Raw genomic sequence first — 23,941 nt, 5'->3', positions numbered from 1 at the left:
ATTTCAAATTCCATCAAAACGACGCTTTCAGGCCCAGCAGGAAAGACTGCGGCATGGGCGACGCGCCGAAATCAATTCCCCGCAGCAAAGGATCAAAGGAGCCGGCCACTTCGGGGTCCATTCCGCTGTAACCGGTAAACGTCAGCAGGTTCTCACCGGTAACATACAGTTGTAATCCCTCCAGGAAACGCAGGCTGCGCTGTACAGGCACCTCATAACTCAGGGTCACCCTCCGGAGTTTCAGGTAACTGCCGTCTTCGACCCAAAGATCGGAGGCGGTGCCGTTGGAAGAGGGATCGTCCAGGGCCGCACGGCTCCATCCGGCGCCGGACTGGCTTTCTGATATCCACCGTCCTGCTACATCGGGCGACTGGTTGGAGTAATCTTTCATCAGGTGCATCTGCTGGTTGAGGCTATTGTATATCTCGTTGCCGGATGAAAAGGCGACCAGGGCATTCAGCGACAGGCGCCTGTACTGTAAAACGGTACCAAGGCTTCCAAACAGGTCAGGCAGTGCCGACCCGATCACCTGCTGGTCCATTTCATTGATCTTTGAGTCGCCGTTTATGTCCTCAATAATATAGTCGCCGGGCTTATAGGCAGTACCGTCGGCCTTGCTAAGGTTTACTTCCGCCGCTGAACGGAATACGCCCAGCACCTTATAGCCATAGAACGATCCCAGGGCTTCACCTTCCCGGGCAATTCCGCTGATGCCGCCCAGGCTGCGGACAATATCCCCGTTCTCCAGCGCTGTTATTTCATTTTTCAGCGTGGAAACATTCCCGTATACGTTCCAGGTAATACCTTCCTTCTCCACGATACGGGCGTCCAGGGAAATTTCAATCCCCTGAGACACCACCTCGCCATTGTTCTCTAATTGCGGATCCAGTCCGATCTCAATCGGCACGGCCTTATAGGTGATCAGGTTGCTTGTATTTTTATAGTAGTAACCTGCGTCCAGGGTCACACGGTCATTGAACAGCGCGGCCCTGATACCGGCATCGTAGGTATCGGTCATTTCCGGGCGAATGCCGGGGTTGGCTACGTTCCCGAGGTAAACGCCACCGAAACCAAAATAATTGGCGGGATAATACAGGCTTTTATAGTAGTATCCCCGCAGGTCATTGTTGCCGCTGCGGCCCCATTCCGCGCGAAGCGATACCTGGTGTGTTTGATCCCGGTCCAGCAGGTCGCCGGTAGCGGTCACTCCCGGGTACACCATCCAGCGGCTTTCCGGGCCGAAATTGGAGGAAGCTTCCAGGTTCACATTGGCGGACACATGTACCCGCTCCAGCAGATCCACTTCGCCGCGCAGGTAAAAAGCCAGCAGGTTCGATTCGTATTTCACGCCGGATGCGCTGTCAACCGTGCCCTGTTCCAGTGTTTCATAGTCGTCGGTTCCGGCGTTGACCTTTCGGGCGAATACTGATTTTTCTTCGTAGGTCTCTACCAGGAAACCAGCCCGGGCGTTAAAATTGTTCACGGCGCCCCATTTCCCGGATTTTTCCACCCAGCTATTGGAGCGAAACATCAGTTCGCTGGAATTGCGTTTGGAATTCTGACGAAGCCGGTGCAGGTCGTTGACAATGCCCAGCGAAGGACGGTATTGCTTTTCCTTAATATTATAATAATTTACGGCCAGCGATGTATTCAGCATCAGCTCGGGAGAAACGGTCCATTTGGCAGTCACCAACCCGTCCACCCGGTTTTCTTCGTTATTATTCTTCATGGAATTTACGAGCGCCAGGGGATTGCTTTTCCCCAGTTCATCCACGCCGGCCAGCGAACGGGTTTGTGCCCCCGTGGGGTCGTGTGACATGGGATGAAAGAAGGGCGCCTTACTGGCCGCTACGAACAGGGGATGAATACCCCAGTCGGGACCTTCCTCCAGGTAATTCAGCGTTGTGTTTCCGTAAGAAAGGTTGTTGGATATCTCGAATTTTTGAGAAAGTTTATAATCCAGGTTGAAGCGCATGCTGATGCGTTCCAGCCCCGAACCCTTCAGGGTTTCCTGCTTGCCGGTATAGCCGATACTGAACATGTAGTTCGCGTCTGCGTCGCCACCCTTGAGCTTCACATGGTAATCATCGAAACTGGCATTACGCGAAATCAGGCCAAGCCAGTCGGTATTGCTATTATATTGCGGAAGTGTAGAATTGAACAGCGGAGAGGTACTCAGCTCACTTTCCGGCACTCCGTTTTCGGCCATGTACGAACGCAGGTAATCGCGGAAACCGGCGCCTCCCATGCGGGGTACCGAATAATCAGCGTTCAGCCAGCCATGGCTGGCGCTGAAATCAACATGCGTCCCGCCGAATTCCCCGCGGTCGGTGGTAATATAAACGGCGCCCGCTCCGCCCCGGCCCCCGATCCCGGACAAGGCCTCGCCGCGCCTCGCGATCGTAATATCACTGATATCGTGCGGGTTTACATAGGCAAAACGGGTGGGCCGCAGCATGGATAGGAAAGGATCCAGGGCGCTGTTATACCGGACCGGAACGCCGTCCACATAGATATATGGCTGGGCGTGCAGGTTAATGGAGTTAACACCCCGGATCATCAGCAGCGGCGCGGCGCCTGCGCTCCCGCTTTCTACGGCCCGGATGCCGGCCTGTCCGCTAAGCAGCTCGCCAAACGTAACAGCGTCGCCTCCCCCGGCCAGTTCCTGCTGTATAAGTTTCAGGGAGTCGTCCGCGGCTTCTTTGGTTTGCTGGCCGATCTGGCCTGCCTCCGGCACATCCTGCGCCAGGAGGCGGCTTTCCCAGGCACTGCAGAGGGCTATGCAAATTCCCGCAGGTACGATCAGTTTCAAATTCATTTTCATGTATTTATTCTTCCGTTATGGGGATCAATTCTATCATGTCCATCAACACATCGCAGCAATAGCTCGGCTTCTTGTTGGAACCGAAATCCTTGAATGCAAACGTAATGGTGACGTCCGAGCGCGATTCCACGGTTAGTTCACCGCAATAGTTGTATTTCAGGTAATCCCATTCCTCAAATGTTCCGTCCGGAGTACGAAGTACAATCTCGTCATCAATGATCTGGTTATTATAAATGGTCAGGTAAGTGCCGCGCGTTCCTCCCCCGCGATGCATCAGGCGGACCCGGTAGTCTCCCGCCGGCACATCCGGGAAGGTCAGGTAGAACGAATCGCCGATCTGCTGCGCGTCAAACTGCACGATCTTGCCTTCCTGGTTCTGATGGTAACTTTTGGTCCCGGTATTCAGCAGGATCCGGGCCGGCAGCTTTGCAAATACGTTTTGTTCTCCGTAAGGGCTTCCCGGCGGATACAAGTTCATCCGGATGGTGCTGGGCGGCGCTTCCACGATGCTGACGATAGTGTCCATACTATGATAAATACCGTTGTAGCCCACGCGGTCGATGCCGTATTCGGCCGACTGGTCGAAGCGGTAATCTTCATTCATGTAATACTGGCCGAATTCATCTTCCTGAAAGCTCAGAGACTCTTCCGTGTAAAGCGGAAAGTAACGCTGTTTGGTCAGCTGATTCAGGAAATATCCCGAATCCGGGATGATGTGATAAGACGCCCAGTCTTTCAGGTTTTCGATGGAATCCCTGTTAAAACCGTATGCCTCCAGCACCTTGTCACTTTCAATGAAAAGGGTCAGCAGACTGTCTTTCAGGTAAACGTCCAGTCCGGTTTCCTCGAATATCCCGAGCATGATCTCGTACTTGCCAGTGGCCTTCAGCTGCTCGTAAATCGTGGTAATAGGGGGCATCAGCACATCATCAATGATGTTTACATAGCCATTGGTTAGTTCAATATTGTATTGAATGATCGTGGCGGCATTATTGAGCCGTATGGCGGCATAGGAATCACGGATATCGGCGATCACGTACTTGCCGTCCAACGCCGTGGCGGCGGGCAGCGGCCCGGGAGTAAAGGCGTTGGTATTGACCTTCCGGTCGAGCAGGTGGTACTTAAAATAGCTGAGCCAATATGCCGGTTCCATATCCGAAATGGCGTCCACGGTGTTCCCGCCTTCCGACAGGCGCGCGAACAGCCGCCCGAAGGCCGCGTTATCGGGAATGAATACCGTATAGGTACCGGCCGTTCGCAGGAGGTTTCGCTGCCCGGTATATTCCACCAGTTCACGGAAAATGCTGAGATCTTCACGGGTCTCGATGTAGTCCATGATCTGAAGGTCTTCCGTCTCGTCGAACCGGGCATCGGACAGTTTGTTCTCGCATCCGGTCAGGCCTGCCAGTATCAGCAGCAGGAGAAGGCTGGTGTTGAGTCGCATGGTGTGCATGTCTTATTTGTTTTGGTAATAGTCCTTCTGTTCGAGCTGAAGATTATTTTCCAGCTCGGTTTCATGGTAAGGCAAAAACCAGCTTTCCTGATCCAGCAGGCGGGCGCGGATCACCGGATAGCTAACATTCATGGAATGTCCGTTGGCCGCTTTCTCAATCAGGATATTCGAATAGCCCTGGCGCCGGCTGATCCGGACGGCCGCAAACCATTCTTTCCCTTCAAAACCCAGCTCAAACTCCCGCTCCATGAGCAGCCTGCTGAAGAATTCGGTCCCTTCGCCGCCTTCGCCGATGCCAAGTGGAGGAATGTCACAATGCTCCCTCACCACATTAATGGCGGCCTCAGCCTCTGCGTAACGTCCCAGCATGGCATAGGCTTCCGCTTTCATAAACAGGACCTCCCGGTAACGGTAAAAAATATAGTTGGCGTTCCGGTTGGCGCTGGAACGGTAGGCCCGCTGATAAGGGGCTTCGCCAAGGAACTTATAGACTTCGGCGCCGAGGCCATAGCCGTTCGTAACCAGTGAAGCGCTAAGCATGGCGTAATTCTTCAGCCGGATGGTATCGGACGTTGCGTATTCGGGTAATACGGGCGGGTAAAGCACTTCGGTCGCGTTCAGCGCGATATTGGTGGCATTAGCCAGGTACCGGCGATCATTGCCCGAGGTATTTACATGGGCAAACCAGTTATAAAGCGGCGAATTTGGCCCTTCCAGCATGTATTGCAATTCAAAGATGCTTTCGGTGGAGTTTCCCGGGTTAAAGATACTGTACCAGTCCAGCGGACGTACCATTGAACCGGCGTATTGCGCATCCAACTGCAGGCAAAGGTCCAGGCAGGCCTGGTACTGATTCCTCCATAGTTTCACGTCCGCCCACAGGGCCCGTACCGCGTTTTTGGTAATACGGCCGTACCGTTCATTCACATTCTCAAACGTTTCCGGGGCATTCTCAAGCGCAAACGCCAGGTCCTCCTCAATAAAGTCGAGTGCCTCGTCTTCACTTGCCGCCGCCGTATTGAAGGTCTGCGAGTCTGATTCATAGGGTTCGGTGATCAGCGGCACTTCCCGGAAGGCGCGCACCAGGTAAAAATAATTCAGCGCGCGCAGCGCCCGGGCTTCGCCCATCATAGAAGACAGCTCCGCCTGGGTCAGGTTCTCGTCCAGCTCCAGCGCGCCAGGCGCGTTCTTGATAAACGAGTTGATCCAGGTAATGGAACGGTACACCGGCGACCAGGACACCAGCCCGTTATCGGGATAAATATCGTGCCGCAAGAATTCGGCCCGGTTACTGTTAAAGTCATCGCCGGCTCCGGGCGCATAAAGCGAGGAACGGATATCACCCCAGCTCTGGTAAACATCCAGGCAGCTGTTCAGCGAAGTGTACAGTCCCATCAGCGAGGAATGTACCTGCCCTTCGTCCTGCCAGAATTCATCTTTTACCAGGTTATCCGGTGTTTCCACTTCCAGGAATTTGTCGCAGGAGGACATCAGAAAGATGAGTCCCAGCAAGCTATATCGTATCTTGACCATCATTTTTTATTGATTAAAAACTAGCCCTTAATCCGAAGGTGAACTGGCGCGCGGGCGCGGTGGTGCTGCTGTCAATACCGTACAGGGTAACGCCGCCGGTAATGGGTACTTCGGGATCCAGCCCCAGGTAGTCGGTCCAGGTGGACAGGTTGTAAGCCGTCACAAAAATGCTGAGCTGCCGTAAACCGATGTTCAGCCGGCTGATCGCTTCCCGCTCCACGTTATAGGTGAGCGAAACGGTCTTCAGCCGAAGGTAGGAAGCGTCTTCTACCCAGCGCGAAGAAGCGATCCGGTTCCAGGCGCCATCCGATTGCGCCCTCGGTATATCGGCAATATCGCCTTGTTTGCGCCAGCGGCCGAGAATCGACCGCGACTGGTTATGAGAGTACTGCATCCGTTCCATGGTATAGCGGGTACCGTTGATCACATCGTTGCCATACTGGTACTGGAAATTGACGCTAAGTATCCAGTTCCGGTAGTTGAAGGTGTTGTTCCAGCCGCCAAAGAATACGGGGTTGGCATCGCCAATCTGCACCTGGTCCAGTTCATTGATAATCCCGTCGCCATTGATATCGTCGTAGATCATATCTCCGCCCTGGAATTGGTGGCCTGTACTGGAACCGTAACGCATATACTTGGGCGTGATGCCATCGGCCTCGTAGATAATATTCCCGTCCGGGTCGAGCAGTACCGCATCGGCATCGGTGGAATAGACGCCAAGCGCCCGGTATCCGTAAAAGCCGCCGATCACATCACCCGCCCGCAGTTTCGAAGAAAAGCCGTCCCGGGTGGAACTAAAAGCATCTGCGTCGAAATTGTCCGGCAGGCTGAGCAACTTATTCCGGTTCCTGGCAATATTAAAGAATGTCTTCCAGCGGAAGCCTTTGTCCCTTCCCTCCAGGATAACCGCCGTAATACCAAATTCAACACCCGAGTTCTCCACGGTACCGAAATTGACATATTGGGAGGAATAACCCAGGGTCGAAGACAGTAGCTCCCTCAATAGCAGGTCCCTGGTACGCCGGTTATAGTAGTCGAACTGGCCGGTGATACGGTTGTTGAACAAGGCCCAGTCTATGCCCAGGTTATATTCGGTGGTTCGCTCCTCGCTGATATTATCGTAAGCAAACTTGGAAGGATAGATATAGGTTTCTCCCATGTAACCGATACCGGTCGAATAAGCGACATCGTACAGGTTCAGCACATCCGGCAGGTTCCCCGTAATCCCGAAAGTGAAACGCGGCTTGATCGAATTCACCCATGCGGCTGATTCCATGAAGGGCTCTTTCGAGAGTTCCCAACCGGCGCCGATGGCCGGGAAAAGCGAATAGGGATTGTCGCTGCCGTAACGCGAATCGCCCTCTGTCTTGCCGGTAACGGTCAAAAAGTACCGGTCCTTAAAGACATAGTGCCCCTGGATGAACATGCCCATGTATTTTCTTGCCCCGAAGATGCCGGTCGCACTGGAAATCACTGCGGAAGCGTCGGCCGACCGAAGTTCCGGGGAAGCGCCGTTGTAATAGGAAAGGGCCGTTGAGTTATTCCGGTCAATGTTCAGGTTCAGCACCCCGGTCACCGTCAGGCGGTGGTTGTCTTCCTGTACGGGATTCCAGGTAAGCCGGTTATTATTATTGATCAGCAGCTGGTAACCATCGGTTTGCCGGCCGGTGTTGTAAAGGTCTTCCCCGGGAATAGCATCGGTCGCATATCCCGGCAGAAAGTATTCGTCAGCCGACTCGCGGAAGTCAGCCGCCACCTGCGTCCGGAATTCAAGATTATCTAAGATCTTATAATCAATGGAAGTAGAGGCCATGAACCGGTTGGCCTTTGTCAGATAGCTGGAATAGTCAATAATTGCAAGCGGATTATACCGGGAATGGCTGGAAACCGCCGCGTTCTGGTCAACGAAATAGTTGAGGCCATTCCTGGAATACACCGGGAAATAGGCCGGGGTTTCCCGCGACAAACGAATGGGGTTGACGTTTTCATTATCGACCGGATGGTCCTGTCCGCGCTTATCGGTGAGGGAATTGGTATAAGAAAGGTCCGCCGATACCTTCAGCTTATCAGAAACCTGGTAGTTCAGGTTGAAACGGGTATTGAACCGATCGTAACCGGTCCCTAAAGTGGTGCCGTACTGGTTGGTGTATCCCAGTCCCCAGTAGTAGCTCACCCGGTCACCGCCCCCGCTCAGGGCCGTATTATATTGCTGGTAAAAACCATCCCGGTTGATGACATCCACCCAATCGGTATTGTTATTGAAGATCCATGCATCTTCACGGCTTAAATCGCCCCGAAGCTGGGGAAGGGCCGTTCCGTTATCCTGGCCGTTGGTCCACTTTTCAAGGTAATAGATCCGCTGGTCATCGCCGGAGAGCATGGGGATAGTGCGCGGCACTTCGGTCATGGTCAGCTTGGAATTGAAGGTCAGCTGAGGTTTTCCTTTCCTTCCCCGTTTAGTACGGATCACGATCACGCCGTTAGCGCCCCGCGAGCCATACAACGCCGTTGCCGAGGCATCCTTCAGAATGTCGATTGACTCAATGTCGGCCGGGTCCAGGTCACCGATGGGGCTGAAACCGAAATCGGTAATACTTTCCACCTTGTAATTGCTGCCGATCACTTCGCGTCCATCGATTACCCAGAGGGGGTCATTGATGCCTGAAATACTCGAAACACCCCGGATCCGGATGGAGGCGGCTGCCCCCGGGTCGCCGCTGGCGGCCACCACCTGAAGTCCCGGCGCGGCGCCCTGGATCAGCTGATCTACTGACGTTACCGGCACCTTGTCCAGGCCTTCCATATCAATCGAAGACACCGCGCTGCTCATCTCGCTTTTATCGATCGAAAGAAAACCAAGGTCTACGTCGGGGTCTTTCTCAGCGACCACTTCCACGCCTTCCAGTTCGGCCAGATCCTCCAGGAGAAAGACCTCGAATTCAGTCGTCCCGCTGAGCGGAAGTTCCTGGGTCTTGAAACCGATCATGGAGAAAGTGATTGTTTCGGCATCAGGATCGTGAGGGATCCGGAACTGCCCGTTTTCATCGGTATTGACCCCACTGAGTACAAGCCCGTTGCGATTGACCAGCATCACCGATACGCCGGGAAGCGGGTTGTTTTTCGTGGCGAAATACACACCGCCCTGCAGGACGGTTTGCTGTCCCCAGGCACCAGCGCCGCAACACATGATGAACGCGATAAAAATACCTGTTTTGAAAAATTTCATGCGTAAACAATTAATCATTTTATAAGACATCGGCAATCTTGTGAATCACCCCGTTACAGCCTTGCAGGTTGGCTTCCGAGGGCATTACCGTATTTCCCGAAGCTCCGGTGATACTGAAACTGCCCCATTCCCCGGCTACCCGGACCAGGTCGCCGTTCTTATCGGGAAGCTGGCCCTGGAAGGTGCCGTCAGAAAAAACATAGCGGTTAGGAATAATGTAGGCGTTCACAAAAGCCTTCAACTCATCCCCGCTGAGTAGTTCGGGATGCAGGCCCGCCGCCACGATGGCATCGTTGGTCGGAGCCAGTATCGTATAGGAAAAAAAGCCGGTGAGGTTCAGCTCCGCACCCAGGCCCGCCCGCCCGCAAGCGTTGACGAATACCGACAGCTCCGGGTCCTGGCGCATCAGCGAATACACGCTTAGCGTGGTATCCAGCTTATTCATCGGTGTCAGGAAGCCGTCGATCTCGTAAATGGCCCCGTTACCGCGTTCCCAGGTGGGCGCGGCCGAAACCAGCGAAACCGAATTGCCGGTATAATCATAGATCTTTCCGTCTTCATAATAAACATAACCGAATTCGGTGGGGTAATACTTCCTCCGGAATCCCTCTTCGGTGCGGACATCCTCGTTGAGGATCCCGGCCCGGCATTGCATATAGCGGTATTCCAGTTCGTCTTCGTTCATATCCTGCGCCAGCGGAACGCCCCATAGCTCGTCGGACTGCAACAGAACAGTCTTGGGGGCATGCTGGTAACGCAGGATATCGGTCAGCCCTTCTTCCAGATTGGTATGCTCGAACATCCAGTACCACTGGCTGTATTCCCTGAATTTCATGTAAACACCGCCCTCAACGCTGTGCATTTCCGGCGACTCTACCACTTTATTCACTTTATAAATAACGCTGTTGCTGGCTGGCACCGAACCGGTAATGGCGGTTGAAACATCCAGGATCGATTCAGGATGGCCCACAATAGGACGCCATATCGGATCGTATCGTACAAGGTCGGTTTTGAACCAGAAATCGCTGATAATGGTGGAACGCAGCAGCGAATACATTACTTTTTTGGGAAGCGAATCGATCGTATTATAAAGATCCTCTTCCATATACGGCTCGAAATAGGAAAGGATGGCTTCATCGGTTGGCACCAGCAAGGTAGACCGCACGTCCTCGTCCGCAAGGTTGCGTCCGAATGAATAGCCTTTGTACAGTGTGGTGTCCACCCAGCCGTATTCATCCTTCTCGCCCAGCGTATACTGTACATGTTTTTCCATCCATTGGCTGTAAATGCTCGTTTCCGGGTCATTCATCAGGGCAATGTCGGTGCGCGGCAGCACAGGAAGGGGCCCGGCCAGTACATGGATGACCCCGTTATTGGCGTCGATGTCCCTGTCGGTTTCCGATATCTGCGCCGATTCCACCATTAGTCCGCTCCCTCCCGTGGAGAACAGTCCGCTGTAATCTTCCTGCTGCCGGCTAAAAAACGCGGGCGCGAAAATGCGGATAGACTTCCCGGGAATCTTATCGCTGGCCCTTGTCTTAAAAATGGTGGCACGCGTTTGTTCCAGCTCCGTGTTCGCGTCCAGGTATCTTTTCTCCAGGTCATAGGCATAGTACATGCCATTGATGAAATGGTAATTTACAAACTGCTCCAGCTGCTCCCGCGGCACCTCATTCAGGGTTTGATAACCGGCATCCCGGACAAATGACTGCACTTGTTCGTCGGTTGGGGCCAGACAGGTATAAATAGCCGCTTCCCCGAGCGTTTCCCGCAGCCCCAGCGTATCGATCATCCCCACGAAAGCTGAAAAACGGCCGTCCTTTTCAAGCACTTCAATAATATTATCCTCCAGCTGGGTGGACGGATAATAATGCTCATCGAAATCTTTGGAACATGCTGTCATGAAAACTGCCAGCGTGAAATAAAGAAGAAGCAAATGCGAGTGTCGCTGTCTATTCATATATCATTGATTTAATAAGGCGCTTAGTGGGATTCGCTGAAATACCAGGTCGGCCTGGCTGCTCTCGTAAAGGATGCCGATATGATCTTCATCCACCGAGGTCAGACAGGAATATCCCCTTCCCCGCCACTCGTCAAGTAAAACCTGATTTTCTACCGGCCAGGTATTACCGTCATCAAAACTTGTCTTTATGGTCATGTTCTCACGGTGGGTTTTGGAATTCGGGTTCGAAAAGAGCAGTATGGATCGCTCTTTACGTCCTTTAAGAAAAGTATGCTTGTAAAGGCTGGCCATACAGGTGGGCTCCGGCAACGCGCCGAAAGAAGCAGGATGTTCCTGCCAGGTCTTGCCCATATCCTGGCTGACGGCAATGGGGCGGCCGTTATCGTCGCCGGTATTTCCCTTATTCTTCCCCGATCGCATATTCAGCATCAGGGATCCGTCACCAAGCTGCACCACGGCGCATTCGGTCGTACTTACCTCCACCGCCATGGTCGCGGGGCTGCCGGTAATCCAGGTTTCCCCACCGTCTTTACTGTAGGTAACCGTTGAAAATCCTTTGCCCGAAGCGTCTCTTCCCTGGGTGGGAAAAACAAGTGTGCCGTCCTTCAGGGTAATCCCCCGGCCGGGCGCGGGCGCCCACAGCCACCAGTCTTCTTTTTTACCCATGCGGGTAATATTTACAGGTTTGCTCCAGGTTTTTCCATCGTCGGTGCTTTTAACCAGCAGGAATTGAGAGGTCTGTTTTACGCCATAGCCTGGCTGGGAGGCTTTATTCCTCCATTGATGATTCCATACATCACTCTGTTCATTCAGCCCTTCCACCCATTCGCCTTCCGGATTGATCACGCCGTGCATCCACAGCCCGGCAATATAAATGACATCGGAATTCCGGTCTACAAGAATACACGCATCGGATACTCCGTTGAACTTTTCCGGCAGCCCGCCCCATTCCTTTTGATCCAGCACAATGCGGATGGGCTCCCAGGTGGCTCCTCCGTCGGTGCTTCTGTGCAGGCCTATATCCATATTTCCCTGCAGGTCCCGGGCGCTGTCATGGCGGGCGTCAAAAATTGCCAGCAAGGTGCCTTTGTTCGTAGTGACCAGCCCGGGGATCCGGGCGGTATGAGTACCGTCTTGCCCATGCTGCCTTACAGCTACTCCCACACGCTGCAGGACCGGCCGGGCGACCGGGGGTACCGGCAATGTTTTGCTTTCTTTTCCCTCTTTTCCCTCAAGGATCAAACTGGTTCCGGAAATGCTTATTAAATGATCCAGGCTCGCCGCGGGATCCAGATCCGCTGCCACCCAGAAATAATGCGTTCCGGCTTCCAGCATTAGCTTTCCGGAGACCTCCATTTGTTCTCCCGGCCGGGAGACGGCGCCAAAAAGTTTAGCCTTCCCGCTTGCCAGATCGCCGGCAAGGGAATCAGTCCCACGGTAATAGACACTTACCGTATGTAAGTCGCGAAGCCGGCTGGTACCCGCCGCCGTTAACGTTAAGCCGGTAAGCAATACAGGAGCATCTGCCGTAATGCGGATTCGAAGCACAGGGTTCCGCGGCTTATTCTTTAAGACAGGAAGCTGGAACTGCCGCTGGGTCACAGGAAAAGGAAGGTTTGCGTGCTGCGCATCGATATTTTGCGATGGAAACAGCAATACCGCTATGAAAAGAAAGTATTTAACTACACGGAACACGTTCCCCTGGATTGCATGCATCCTTATCGGTTTTTTAGGTTAATCGCTCTCGGTTCGGTTAATTGTCCTTACATTAAGTAGTCTTAATGTAGAACATATATGCAAATATAATTAATCTACCTATAATTGCAAATTATTTTACTTCGGGTACGGCCCCTGCCAACCTTCTTTCAGCATCTGGCTTAAAAGTTCTATATTTTTCGCTTGTTCGTTCTTACCGGCTATATTCTCCGTTTCCAGCGGATCCTTACGATGATCATATAATTCCCGCGCCTCCACCTCGCCTGTTTCAAAGTCTTGCCATTCGGTATAGCGATAATCCGCTGTCCGGAGGGAATAGCCCATTATCGCCGGCTGTTTTTTATATCTCCAGGGACGGGGAAACTGGCTGAAAGCTGCCGTTTTCCAGGGCTGGTCAGGGTCGGCAAGCAAGGGTTTCATACTGGTACCTTCCAGGCCTGCCGGAAGTGTGAGGCCCGCCAGTTCCGCCAGCGTGGGATAAAGGTCAACCAGTTCAACCAAAGCGTCCGAACGGACGCCTGTCGCTTCCTGCCCGGGAGCGGAGATGATGAGGGGAACCCGCGTATCCAGTTCAAAATTTGTTGTTTTGCTCCAAAGGCCATGTTCTCCAAGATGAAATCCGTGATCACTCCATAGTACAATAATGGTATTTTCCCTAAGGCCTAATCTTTCCAGTTCACGGATTACATTCCCTATCTGTGCATCGATATAGCTGGTAGCGGCATAGTATCCATGTATTAACTCCCGTACTTTTTCTTCGGGGAGAGGACCTTCATCCGGGATATCCCGGTAACCCCGGAGTTCGTCTGAATGATGCAGGGCAAGTTCAGGGGCGTTTGCCGGCGCCTGCCTGAATTTCGGCAGAGGCAGGGCGGCCGGATCATATAATTCCCAGTACGGTTCAGGCGCGCTAAAGGGAAGGTGGGGCCTCCGGAAACCCACAGCCAGGAAAAAAGGTTCGTCCTTTATTTCCGAAAGCAGCTCAACGGCAGCCTGGCTTACTTTGCCATCAATATAGGCCTCGTCCTCCACATTGGCCCGCTCGGTAGCACCGGCTTTCCAGGACCCCTTTTTATTCAGGTTGGAATCCAGCGTATATTTTCCTTTTGTTCCGGTCACCGCCAGAATTTCCGGCGCCGACCAGGAGACGGAGTCTTTCGCCCAGGCAGGGTCATGATAGATCTTTCCTATCGCGCGGGTATGGTACCCATTCTGCTTAAAGTACTGCGGCAGGGTAACTACCTGCGGAAGCGCTTCGCGGAAATGTGTGCTGAGGTTCCACACCCTGGTGGTATTCGGACGCCTTCCGGTCATTAAGGAAGCCCTTGACGGATTACAGACTGCCTGCTGGCAATAGGCCCGGTTAAACACCATCCCTTTAGCGGCAAGCCGGTTTATATTCGGGGTTACCGCAACAGGGTCGCCGTAACAGCCAAGCTGCACGCGCAGATCGTCAACGGCAATAAATAAGACATTCGGGCGGGCGGGCGGTTGCTCCTGTCCGCAGGATGTAAATGCCAGTAAAACAAATACTCCGCTTAGTACAAGTAGTTTCATTTTTTCATATCGGGCCAGGGCGCCGCTTCCTGCGCGGGCAGCCATTGCGCTAATTCCTTCTTCAACGCTGCATGAGCAGGGTTGTCTGCAATATTATGCCATTCTTGCGGATCGCTTTCACGGTCGTATAGCTCCTCGGTTCCGTCCGCGTACCGGATATACCGCCATTGCCCGCTGCGTATCGCGTGGTTTCCCTTTCCGTACGTCATCAGCGCGGGGTATTTCCATGCTGTTCCGGGATCTTTAAGCAAAGGCACCAGGCTGGGGGCGTCCAATCCATGCTTCGGCGGCAACCCGCATAGTTCCACCAGCGTCGGGTAAATTGACGCGAGGCTTACCGGTTGACTGCAGCGTGACCCGGGCCGGGTAATACCGGGAGCAACGATAATAAACGGCACGTGGGTGGTCTTCTCCCATAAGGCAAACTTTTCCCAGTGCCGTTTCTCCCCAAGATGGTAACCATGGTCAGACCAGAGTACGATAATCGTATTATCTGCATAAGCACTCTTTTCAAGTGCGTCAAGGATCTTTCCTACCTGCGCATCTGCAAAAGTAGCCGAAGCCTGATAGGCCCTGACGGCTTCTTTCCAGGCGCCTCTTTCCTGCTTTTCGGCCTTCATCATCCCGTCGAAGAACCAGCGTGTTTCTTCCCATAACACCCTGCCGCCAGAGGGGATATCATCCAGGTCATTTTCTTGCACTTCAGGCATCTGTACCTTATCGGAAGGGTATTGTTCAAAGTATTCAGAAGGAGCAAAAAAAGGCATATGAGGACGAAAGATGCCGGCCGCAAGGAAGAAAGGCTCTTCGAACGTTCCCGCCAGTTTCTGTGTAATGTACCCGACCGTACGTTCATCTACATGCATGCTGTCTTCCGCGGGCCAGATCCCCCAATCGGTATTGGATGTACCGTACCATTTCAACCCGTTCAGTTTCTGCCCGGGCATAGGCGCGTCAGGAGGCCAGGGCATTTGCCGGAATTCATCGAAAGCAAGCGTATCATGAAACGCGCCGTTCATGTGATGGTGAAATATCTTTCCGGCTCCTTCGGTCCGGTAGCCGTTTTCCATGAAATAACGGGGAAGGGTAAGCGCATCAGGAAGTGCGCTTTTCCAATCGGCGGCATTGTTATAAACGCCCGACGAAGAAGGCATTTTTCCTGTCAGAACAGCCGTCCGTGAAGGATTGCAGGAAGGCGAGGGGCAATAAGCCTGCGTAAACAGCATTCCCTTGCTGGCAAGCCGCTCCAGGTTAGGCGTTTTAATCGGTGCATTGCTGTCCAGCAGCTGTATCCAGTCGTTAAGGTCGTCAACGGCAATGAACAGCACATTCATCTTCGTGTTTTCGGAAACGCTGTTGTTTTTTTCCCGCTTAGGGCCGCATCCGGCGGCCACGAGCATAAAAAACAATATAAGATACAACGGCGGTTGAACCTCGTATTTCTCTCTATTCATATTTTTGTTCAGGCGCTTCGGTTCAGGAGCTGAAGCGATAGTCAAGTAGTTATGAACTACATATTAACAAAAATAGAAAGTTTCGCCGCCACATCCAAATTAATCCGGAAAAATTCGCACATCGGGACCGCGCGCGGCGTGCTGGTTTGATTGCCCGGATTCCCTTAAGGCGATCTTTGCGGCAAAGCCACAAAGATCAACATTCTGTTGTCCGCGGCAAGCGACTTTTGATTTTCGCGCACGCGAAAGTGTGGTGCCCCGAAAATCAGCCTGAGCGAGACCGGACAACGCAAAATCCGCGTCCGCGCGCCGGTAATGGCCGGGACTGTGAAGCCACCTACTTCGGTGGTGGCCGTTCACTTCAAGCGGTCAAAATGCGGTTTCAGGTGTTCCCTCATTCCCGCACGGAACTCATCCGGCGTGCCGGCCTTGAGTATCTCTACCAGGTCATGATGCGTGACCTTTCCCACCTCGGCTTTACCGCTGGTCTTGATCTCTTCGTCCACCACGTATTCAAAAACGGGGAGTAACATGCTCTGAAAACGGAGAAAAGTATCATTTCCTGTCATTTCGTACAACTTCCCGTGAAAAGCAATTTCGTATTTTACTCTGAAAGGTTTTTGCTTCTTGTTGACTTCCCTTTTTACGATCTCCTCCAGCTCTTCGATATCTTTCTGGGTTTTACGTATATAAAGGATATCGGCCAGTCCCATTTCCAGCACCAACCGTAATTCAAACACATTCCGGAGGGTTACTTCATCCAAAATCAAGGGGTCCAGGACACGCTCAAAGGCTCCCAGGATATCCGGATTGGCAAGGATCATCCCGCGTTTTTTCCTGGATTCGACCATTCCGAGCATCCGCAGCCTGCTCAATGCTTCCCGTACCACATTACGGCTAACCCCTAAGGCTTCCGCAAGTTCGGTTTCCTTTGGCAATGCATCTCCGGGCTTGAATGATTTTTTTTTCAGGTATTCCCTTAAATGAAGTTCCACCACGTCTGCCATTGTTTTGGTCGTAACGCGTTTCAAATCCTTTCTCAAATCATCATTGGGCATTCTCTCGGTGCTTTTAATATGTTCCAAATATGGTTATTTTTTTTTATGTCGTGAGTAAACCAGCGCTTCCTGGCCGGGCAGGGGCTTTGTGCCGGATAGCCGGCTTACGAGTAAACCCACCACATAGGTGCATATGGCGGTAATGGCGCTGTACCACATGTACGCCACGTCAGTGAACGCTGCTACCGGCAAAATCACCACAAAACCCGCGATAAAACCTGCCATGGCGCCGCCCGGAGTAGCTTTCCTGCTCAGCATACCCAGGAGAAACAAACCAACCAGGCCTCCGCCGAAAAAATTAATTACCGTCATGGCTGTTTCAAGGATATTTCCGAAATAGTTTCCAAAACAAGCCAGGAAAGTAGCCAAAAGGCCGAAGCCCAGGGTCACCATGCGGGCCAGCGAAACACTGGCTTCGCGCTTTTTAAAACGATTATAGAAATCTGACAGGGAAACCGTGGTCAATGAATTCAGTACCGAGCTGATCGTGGACATCGCGGCCGCAAGAATACCGGCCAGCAAGAAGCCCTTCACACCAGTTGGCAGTTCTTCTACAATAAATTTTACAAGCACCTGGTTGGGCTCGATGCCGGCCTGGCCCCGCTGCTCGTAAAACGCAAAGATAGCAGCCCCTTCAAAGAAGATCAAAAAGCCCATCAGGGCGGCTATCAGCAAGGAAGAAGCCAGGGCTATATTCGCTTTCTTCAAAGAACGGGTGGTCAGGAACCGCTGCATTTCTGTTTGATCCGTACCAAACTGGGAGATCATTAAGAATGCACCGCCGATCAATCCGTTCCAGATGGTATAGGTTTCCGTAAGGCTCAAAGAAGGACGTAAGTAACGGAACTTGTCAAATTCCTTTCCTGTGTCCAGGACGCCTGAAAGCCCGCCGTCCACCCCTTCAACGCTGATCCCAATCACCAGAAAAATGCCCCCGAGCAGAATGACCAGCTGAAGAGCGTCCGTCCAGATCACGGATTTAATTCCGCCAAGCAGGGTATAAAGCGTGGTTACGGCCCCGGTAATAAGTACGATCCAGATCAGGTTGATGCCTGTAAGCACTTCAATCACAATAGCAGGCGCAAAAATCGCAAGCGCCAGGTAGCAGCATTTGAAAAGGATAAATATTCCACTTCCGAGCAGGCGAATGGTCAAATTGAACCGCTTTTCAAGATATTCATAGATTGAATAAAGCTGCAGGTTGTAAAAGAAGGGGAGAATAATGACAACGATTACCAGGATGGCAATTGGTATGGCCAGCCTGTATTGAAGGAAGCCAAAATCGCTGCTAAAGCCCAAGCCCACAGCCCCTATGTAAGAAATAGCGCTGATCACAGTAGCAATGCCTGAAAAGGACACCGCCCACCAGGGGATATTCCTGCTGCCCAGGAAATAGTCTTTCAGGGACTTTTGACTTGTACTAAAGAAACTGCCGATCAGAAATATGACCAGGAAATAACCGGCCAGCACACAATAATCCAAAAGCTGCATATTCGTTATTCTTTAAGTACCAGGTGAATAGTGAGGTTAAAAACGCTGTCCTCACCTTCAATGTCAACATTTAACCGCAGCCATCCCCCGAAATGGCTTACCCTTACAAAATACTGCCCGGGTTTATTTAAAGGTGAAAACGCCGTGCCCTCGTCCAGCCAGTTTACCCCATCCACGGACAGCTGCACCCGGGCATGCAGCAAGGCGGCATTGCCGCTTACTTTTTCAACGGTAATAAAAAAAATAGCTTCGCCGGCCCATGCTGTTTCCATAGGATGAGTAGAAAAGGCGCCCGTGAAATCCTTTCTCTGTTCCACGGTAGTGGTCATAAATTGTCTCATATGTTCCCTTATTCCATTGATATAACCACTGAATCTACAAAAAGAAATGCTCTTCTATCGGTATCTGTCTCTACCCATATTACCGGGTTAAGCAAGCCTTCTATCCTTGCATAAGGTGGTGTATCGGATGGCGATTTCCCCCTCAGGTCGAATACCTGGTCTTTTGACTGGAATTCAACATACTGTTTTTTAGCGGTATCATAAAGCAAGCGCAGGTATAACCAGTTGATCTTATCGTCGCTTTCGTTGTAACATAGCTCCTGCCTGCCTCCGGGAACAAACTTAAACCCGTCAGTTGCGCCGTCCGGATAGCGCTTACCATACCATATCGGGTCTATTCCCCTTTTGCACCAATCGCCGCTTGTGTCGTAGGCCCATTCCTCATCACTCACATCAGCCGCTTGCATGTACTGCCATTCCTTTTTCATTTCCCCGTTCACGGAATTGACATAGCGTACACCCACAAAGTTCCTTGCTTTTGCGTCCTGCATATCGAAACAGATGCCAAATGCCCGGATATCTTTTTCGCTTAATCCTATCCGGTCCTGCTCCGGCTTATAAGCGTACCACATTTCAAATTGCAGCAGCCCGGGTTTACGATGAGTGGTAAGCCGTTTGATAGCGTGGCTGACGCTTCCCGGAGCAGGAGGCCCTTCATATTTCCACGCTGTGGGCCTGGTAGCCAATTTCAGGGAATACGTTCCATTCATCGATCCGTGCGTACCGGGAAACCGGAAGGTAGCGCTGCTGAGCATAATGGGTCCCCACTGGGTTTTTTCAACAATACTTTTCCGCACGCCGAAATTCTCCAGGGTATAATTTGGCATCAGGTTCAGCCAGCCGGAGGGGCCGCGGTCGAAATCATCATAGCAGATGATATGCCGAAGGGGCTGGTATTTCGCCAATCCCCCGTCATAAGTTAATGTTCTTTCCATTTTATTTTTTTATTGCTTTTCAAAATTCTGTTGGCCAGGCCGGATAAGGCTCCAGCCTGGACTTTTCTATCCGATAAAATCTTAATCTTTGGTGATTGTGCCCGCTTTCGCCTGCCCGGTCGGAGCGTCCGATGGTCACATAGAGGTATTTGTCCGTAGCAGTCAGGCTCGGGTCGAGGATCTGGGTGATTACCCGCCTGTCTTTCCTGGCGGGGCTGATCCATCGTTCCACATCCATCATGTACTCCCAATGAATACCATCGTAACTTCTGGCTAAGCCTAACCTTGAACGAGGCAGGAATACGATGTCCGTATCAAAGGTGTTATTAAACACCCAAACCATATAAAACGTGGTTCTTGGCGCGTACATGTCCTGTATCAGCGCAAAGGATGATCTTGAGTTCCTGAGCTTATCCAGCGCGAAGTCACCCTTCCATGTTTCGCCGTTGTCGCGGGATACTGAATACCGCACACTATGGGCGGTGTTCCAGGGGTATATAGTCTTAACGTACCTTTGGATGTTTGAATAACTTTTCCTTCCGCATAGCGGTTAATTTCTGTAAAATCATCAGAGTCGTTCTTTGACTGGTTCCAGGTTTTACCCTCGTCATCGGAATAGTAGATTTCTGTTTTATGACCTGTGATCTTTTCTCCGTCGTCCTTTCTGACAGGCACGACAAAGAAGATACGTCCGTTGGGCACCTGGGTTAGCTTATCGTTCATTACGATCACTTCGGACTTGCCCGGGAGCCCTTCCCGGTAGGCTTCCCATGTCACTCCTCCATCCACCCAGGTAGCGCCGTCATCGCTTGATAGTTTGGCTCTGAACCGTGCCCCCTGCCCCTTGCCGGCGCGTTCGGCGACCATATTCAGCAGCTTCCCCGATTTCAATCGCAGGACACTATGATGCCCATGCGCATTCTTTGGCCAGCTAAACGGAAAGGGGCCTGTAAACGTCTCGCCCTGATCCGAGGAATGGAATTCTTCCGAGCGATGCAGCAACAAAAGGTCTCCATTGCTCTTTTCAACAATAGAAGCTCCCTCCCTGAAACGATCATCATCTCCGATCGTATATTCCAGCACACCTTCATTTACCCGGCCCTGACCGCTTCTGAGGTTTAGCGCCACATCATCAAAGTCAACGGTAGCATTATATGCGCCGAGGGCCACGCGTCCGGGAGACTGGTGCCTGACGTCCGTAGCCCATAATTTGGGCCGTGTCATGTCATTAATATATACCGTTACCGTTTCGTTCTCAGACAGAACCCGTATATGATACCATACGTCAGTTTTCAGCGGCTCTACCTCACGTTTTGAATTGATAACCTGCTCAAAAACAACCTCCTCAAAATCCTTACCCCGTTGTTCAGCCAGGTACCATTTTTCAGTTTTGAAATTATACCCCAGGTAAACCAATGCTTCGTAATCATTGAATCTCACGGCAAACTTGAGTTCAGCATCCTCTTTGGCAACTTCAGCCACCTTGAAACGGACATCGAACGTGACGTCCCTTTCAAATACATGCAGCCATGACCAGGTAGAAACTTCATTGCTCTTTACGCGATATACGTTATTGGCGCCCTCCCTGGCGATGTTCCAGTAGTTGTGCTTATTATTTTCTATCCAAGGGCTTGGACTGCCGGCTTCCTTCTCGTCTTCAAAATCATCAGTGTAAACCTGGCCTGGCCGCGGAGTGAATATTTCGAGCGATTGTGAATGCAGGCCCGGCGGGGCAACTGAGGTTACATCGGCTGTGTTCGCGGGCACACCGATAAAAAAGGGAAGGGAAAACAAATATATCGTGAACTTCAAAAAAAGTATCATAAATAAAATCGGATCAGTAAATATTTAGTTAGTACAAGGCTTCTTAATCCTGATCAATCGTCCAGTAACTGCCGTTGAGCCATACCTCGCTGATAAAAACAGCCGTTTTATCGCCCCATGTTTCCAGTATATTGAGCCGGATATACCTTACCGCAGGCATATCGGCAGGGATCTCAAAGGTTTCACCTGCCTGCGCATAAGCGATATCTTCGTCGGTCAGTTCGCCTACAGGCGTACCCGAGGGTTTATAGGATTCACAATCCGCCAATTTTATCCATCCCTCATAGCTTCCGTCTTCCGCCGGCTCGTTACTCCCCCAAACTTCCCAGCGACGAGGGTTCGCATTGGCATATACTAAACTTTGGTGATCAAACACACCCCGCTGCAGCAACTTGAAGCTGTTCAGCTTGGCGCTTACGCCCAGGTCGAACTGGAAATGCTGGGGCACACCGGTACCATCCGCGGTTCGGTACCAGGCGCGGCTTGCAGCCGTTCTGCCTATAAATATCCCGCTCCACAGGTTGGAGAGATCATTGCCTTCTGAGGAGGAGGTCTTCCAGATAGGCGCATCGCCCGGCAGGTAAAGCGGTGCGAACAAAGATTTATCCAAATCGACGTCCTGATGGTGCTGCATCAATACTTCCACTGTGCTGGCGCTGGCCGAAAAAATGTCTATCGCAGTAGAATCAGGCTTATAATAGGTCACATATTCGAAAGGGCTATTGGGCTTGTAATCCACCAGTACAGAAACTGAATCCTCCGGGTATACGGTAATTTTGCGCCGCACATCCGACGCATCCGTATAGGTCACTTCCGTACCGATGTCCTCGTTGTCGGCCCTGTACCAAGCCAGTTCCAGCTTGCCATTATTATAGCCAATCTGTTCTATCGCCCTGTTAAGTAAGGAGCTGACATAGACATCGCCATACACTTCGGCGAATACATCTGCTTTGATGGAGGAATTACCCTCCTTGTCATAGGTATATACATCGAAAGTGTACGACCCTTCAGCCAGGTTATCCAGAACGACTTCAATCGTATCTATGCCTGTGGTACGTGTAATAGGGACTTCCATAGAATCCGAGCCGTTATTCCAGAATATCCTCGCACTACTTACATCCGGATCTGAAAAAATAGCCCAGGAAAGTTTTATTCGGTTTTTGCCAGGATAGGCCTTCAGCGAATCGGCCCGTTCTACGTAAACGTGTTCGCCGCCTTCCAAAAATTGTTTGTAGGTATCGTCCTGGTCGCTGCAGGCAGAAAAACCGCATATGGTTATCGCCGTGATGAGGCCAGCCAGGCTGTATTTCATTCTTTTCATGATCATTCGTTTATTGATTCATGTTTATTCACCGGGAGCGCCGTAAAACTCCAGTTGGCTAAGGTTAACATATTGTACCCCGCCCCAGTTGCTAAGTATGTTGACACGGATGTATCTCACTTCCGGCAGATCCGGCGAAAAGGAAAACTCATGCCCGGCCTGGGCAAGCTCGACGTCCTCATTGCTGGTCTGCCCTACGGGCAATCCGGATGGTTTCAGCATTTCGCAGTCCATGAGCTTAGTCCAGCCCTCCCAGCCTCCGGATGTGGGTTCGTCGGCCCTTCCCCATATTTCCCACGTGCGGGGGACCCTCCTGAATACGTGAAAGTATATGGCGATATATAGGCGCCGCGCTGCCGCAGTACATACCGGCCTAACTTACCGACAACGCCCAGGTCAAAGGTAAAATGCGCGGGCAGGGTTAAGCCGTTGGCCGACCGAAAAAAGCCGTCGGTGGGAATGCTGTTATTAGCCGTGTAGTTGCCGCTCCATATATTACTAAGCGTGGTACCCTCGTAGGCCTCCATATCGCCAGGAAGCGAGGGGGATAATGTTCTGAATAACTCCGTGTCAAATTTCCTTTCAAACAAGGGAGTCACCGTTTTGGTCAGCATTTCGGTCTGGTTTCCCCATTGGTCTTTGACGATAAATCCAAACTGGCGTTCTTCCGCACCGAAGCCGCGTACAAACAGCCTTCCTTCCGGCCGGCCGGTATAGAACGTCTCCACAGGCACCCAGTCGCCCAAATCGTCCATGGTGTATACTTCGATGGATACTTCTTCCTCGCTCGTATTAAAAAAGTCCATCCTTAGTCCGCCGAAGTCCTCGTGTATGTCAAACGATTCGAGAACGGATAAAATCGGCGGGGTGAGCGGCTTTATTTTTACAAGCACAGGCTCGGAACGCTTCAGGTTCCGGCCCACGGTATATAAATTGACTTCATATTCCTGCGTGTCGCCAAATCCTTCGACTACCAGGGAATTATCATAAAAAGATGCCTGAGCGGTCATCACCTTGCCATTTTGCTCCCATTCGGCCAGCACATAGAGTGATTTGCCCCCTTTCGGCAGGTCATAGGTAATTGCAGCGCCGCCTGGGATACTTTCCACGACTACGTTGGAGACAGGCGGGGGTACATGGTCATTGTCATTAATAATGGTCGGCCGTTCTTCCGAGCATCTCAGAAACAACAGGCCTATTCCGAGTAGCATCAATATTCTGTACGTCATAAAACGTGTGTTTTTT

Annotated in this window: 17 protein-coding genes; all 17 read right to left on the bottom strand. The window is 51.8% G+C overall.

The annotated features are described in order from the left end of the window. Positions 1-13: 13 nt before the first annotated feature. The gene (locus FRZ59_RS08640; protein ID WP_207910323.1) at positions 14-2,818 is read right to left on the bottom strand and encodes a SusC/RagA family TonB-linked outer membrane protein; all 2,805 of its coding nucleotides are present in this window, start codon (positions 2,816-2,818) and stop codon (positions 14-16) included. A gap of 10 nt (positions 2,819-2,828) precedes the next feature. Beyond that, positions 2,829-4,277: a fasciclin domain-containing protein gene (locus FRZ59_RS08635; protein WP_132129986.1), complete on the bottom strand. Its 1,449-nt coding sequence runs from the start codon at positions 4,275-4,277 to the stop codon at positions 2,829-2,831. Between the two features lie 3 nt (positions 4,278-4,280). Further along, positions 4,281-5,813, bottom strand: coding sequence for a RagB/SusD family nutrient uptake outer membrane protein (locus FRZ59_RS08630; protein ID WP_132129987.1), 1,533 nt, complete (start codon positions 5,811-5,813; stop codon positions 4,281-4,283). Positions 5,814-5,823: 10 nt separating this feature from the next. Next, on the bottom strand, positions 5,824-9,036 hold the full coding sequence (locus tag FRZ59_RS08625; protein ID WP_132129988.1) for a SusC/RagA family TonB-linked outer membrane protein: 3,213 nt from the start codon (positions 9,034-9,036) through the stop codon (positions 5,824-5,826). Positions 9,037-9,055: 19 nt separating this feature from the next. Then, a complete protein-coding gene (locus tag FRZ59_RS08620) occupies positions 9,056-10,996 on the bottom strand; it encodes a fasciclin domain-containing protein (protein ID WP_132129989.1) in 1,941 nt (646 codons plus the stop codon). Between the two features lie 3 nt (positions 10,997-10,999). Beyond that, positions 11,000-12,715, bottom strand: coding sequence for a sialidase family protein (locus tag FRZ59_RS08615; protein WP_132129990.1), 1,716 nt, complete (start codon positions 12,713-12,715; stop codon positions 11,000-11,002). A gap of 117 nt (positions 12,716-12,832) precedes the next feature. Then, positions 12,833-14,272, bottom strand: a complete 1,440-nt coding sequence (locus FRZ59_RS08610; RefSeq protein ID WP_147698284.1) for a sulfatase — start codon at positions 14,270-14,272, stop codon at positions 12,833-12,835. Continuing rightward, on the bottom strand, positions 14,269-15,726 hold the full coding sequence (locus FRZ59_RS08605) for a sulfatase (protein ID WP_132129992.1): 1,458 nt from the start codon (positions 15,724-15,726) through the stop codon (positions 14,269-14,271). Before FRZ59_RS08605 ends, FRZ59_RS08610 begins: the two co-directional genes overlap by 4 nt. A gap of 356 nt (positions 15,727-16,082) precedes the next feature. Next, positions 16,083-16,811: a FadR/GntR family transcriptional regulator gene (locus tag FRZ59_RS08600; RefSeq protein ID WP_275938322.1), complete on the bottom strand. Its 729-nt coding sequence runs from the start codon at positions 16,809-16,811 to the stop codon at positions 16,083-16,085. 6 nt (positions 16,812-16,817) lie between these two features. After that, a complete protein-coding gene (locus FRZ59_RS08595; protein WP_132129993.1) occupies positions 16,818-18,275 on the bottom strand; it encodes a sodium:solute symporter family transporter in 1,458 nt (485 codons plus the stop codon). Positions 18,276-18,280: 5 nt separating this feature from the next. Further along, entirely contained in the window at positions 18,281-18,616 is a 336-nt protein-coding gene (locus FRZ59_RS08590; RefSeq protein WP_132129994.1) for a hypothetical protein, read from the bottom strand. Positions 18,617-18,624: 8 nt separating this feature from the next. Further along, positions 18,625-19,551 carry a DUF6772 family protein gene (locus FRZ59_RS08585; RefSeq protein WP_132129995.1) on the bottom strand — a complete coding sequence of 309 codons (927 nt, stop codon included), beginning with the start codon at positions 19,549-19,551 and terminating at the stop codon, positions 18,625-18,627. A gap of 19 nt (positions 19,552-19,570) precedes the next feature. Then, a complete protein-coding gene (locus tag FRZ59_RS08580) occupies positions 19,571-19,894 on the bottom strand; it encodes a hypothetical protein (protein WP_158640573.1) in 324 nt (107 codons plus the stop codon). 35 nt (positions 19,895-19,929) lie between these two features. Further along, positions 19,930-21,318, bottom strand: coding sequence for a sialidase family protein (locus FRZ59_RS08575; RefSeq protein WP_147698282.1), 1,389 nt, complete (start codon positions 21,316-21,318; stop codon positions 19,930-19,932). Between the two features lie 100 nt (positions 21,319-21,418). Further along, positions 21,419-22,696, bottom strand: coding sequence for a DUF4998 domain-containing protein (locus tag FRZ59_RS08570; RefSeq protein ID WP_158640572.1), 1,278 nt, complete (start codon positions 22,694-22,696; stop codon positions 21,419-21,421). 24 nt (positions 22,697-22,720) lie between these two features. Beyond that, a complete protein-coding gene (locus FRZ59_RS18605; RefSeq protein ID WP_225975280.1) occupies positions 22,721-22,987 on the bottom strand; it encodes a DUF5000 domain-containing lipoprotein in 267 nt (88 codons plus the stop codon). Then, complete coding sequence (locus tag FRZ59_RS08560) at positions 22,912-23,925, bottom strand: DUF5126 domain-containing protein (protein ID WP_147698280.1); 1,014 nt, start codon at positions 23,923-23,925, stop codon at positions 22,912-22,914. Before FRZ59_RS08560 ends, FRZ59_RS18605 begins: the two co-directional genes overlap by 76 nt. Positions 23,926-23,941 lie beyond the last annotated feature (16 nt).

Origin of the sequence: Anseongella ginsenosidimutans, assembly GCF_008033235.1 — a bacterium.
GTDB lineage: Bacteria > Bacteroidota > Bacteroidia > Sphingobacteriales > Sphingobacteriaceae > Anseongella > Anseongella ginsenosidimutans.
This window is presented reverse-complemented; position numbering and strand designations above follow the sequence as displayed.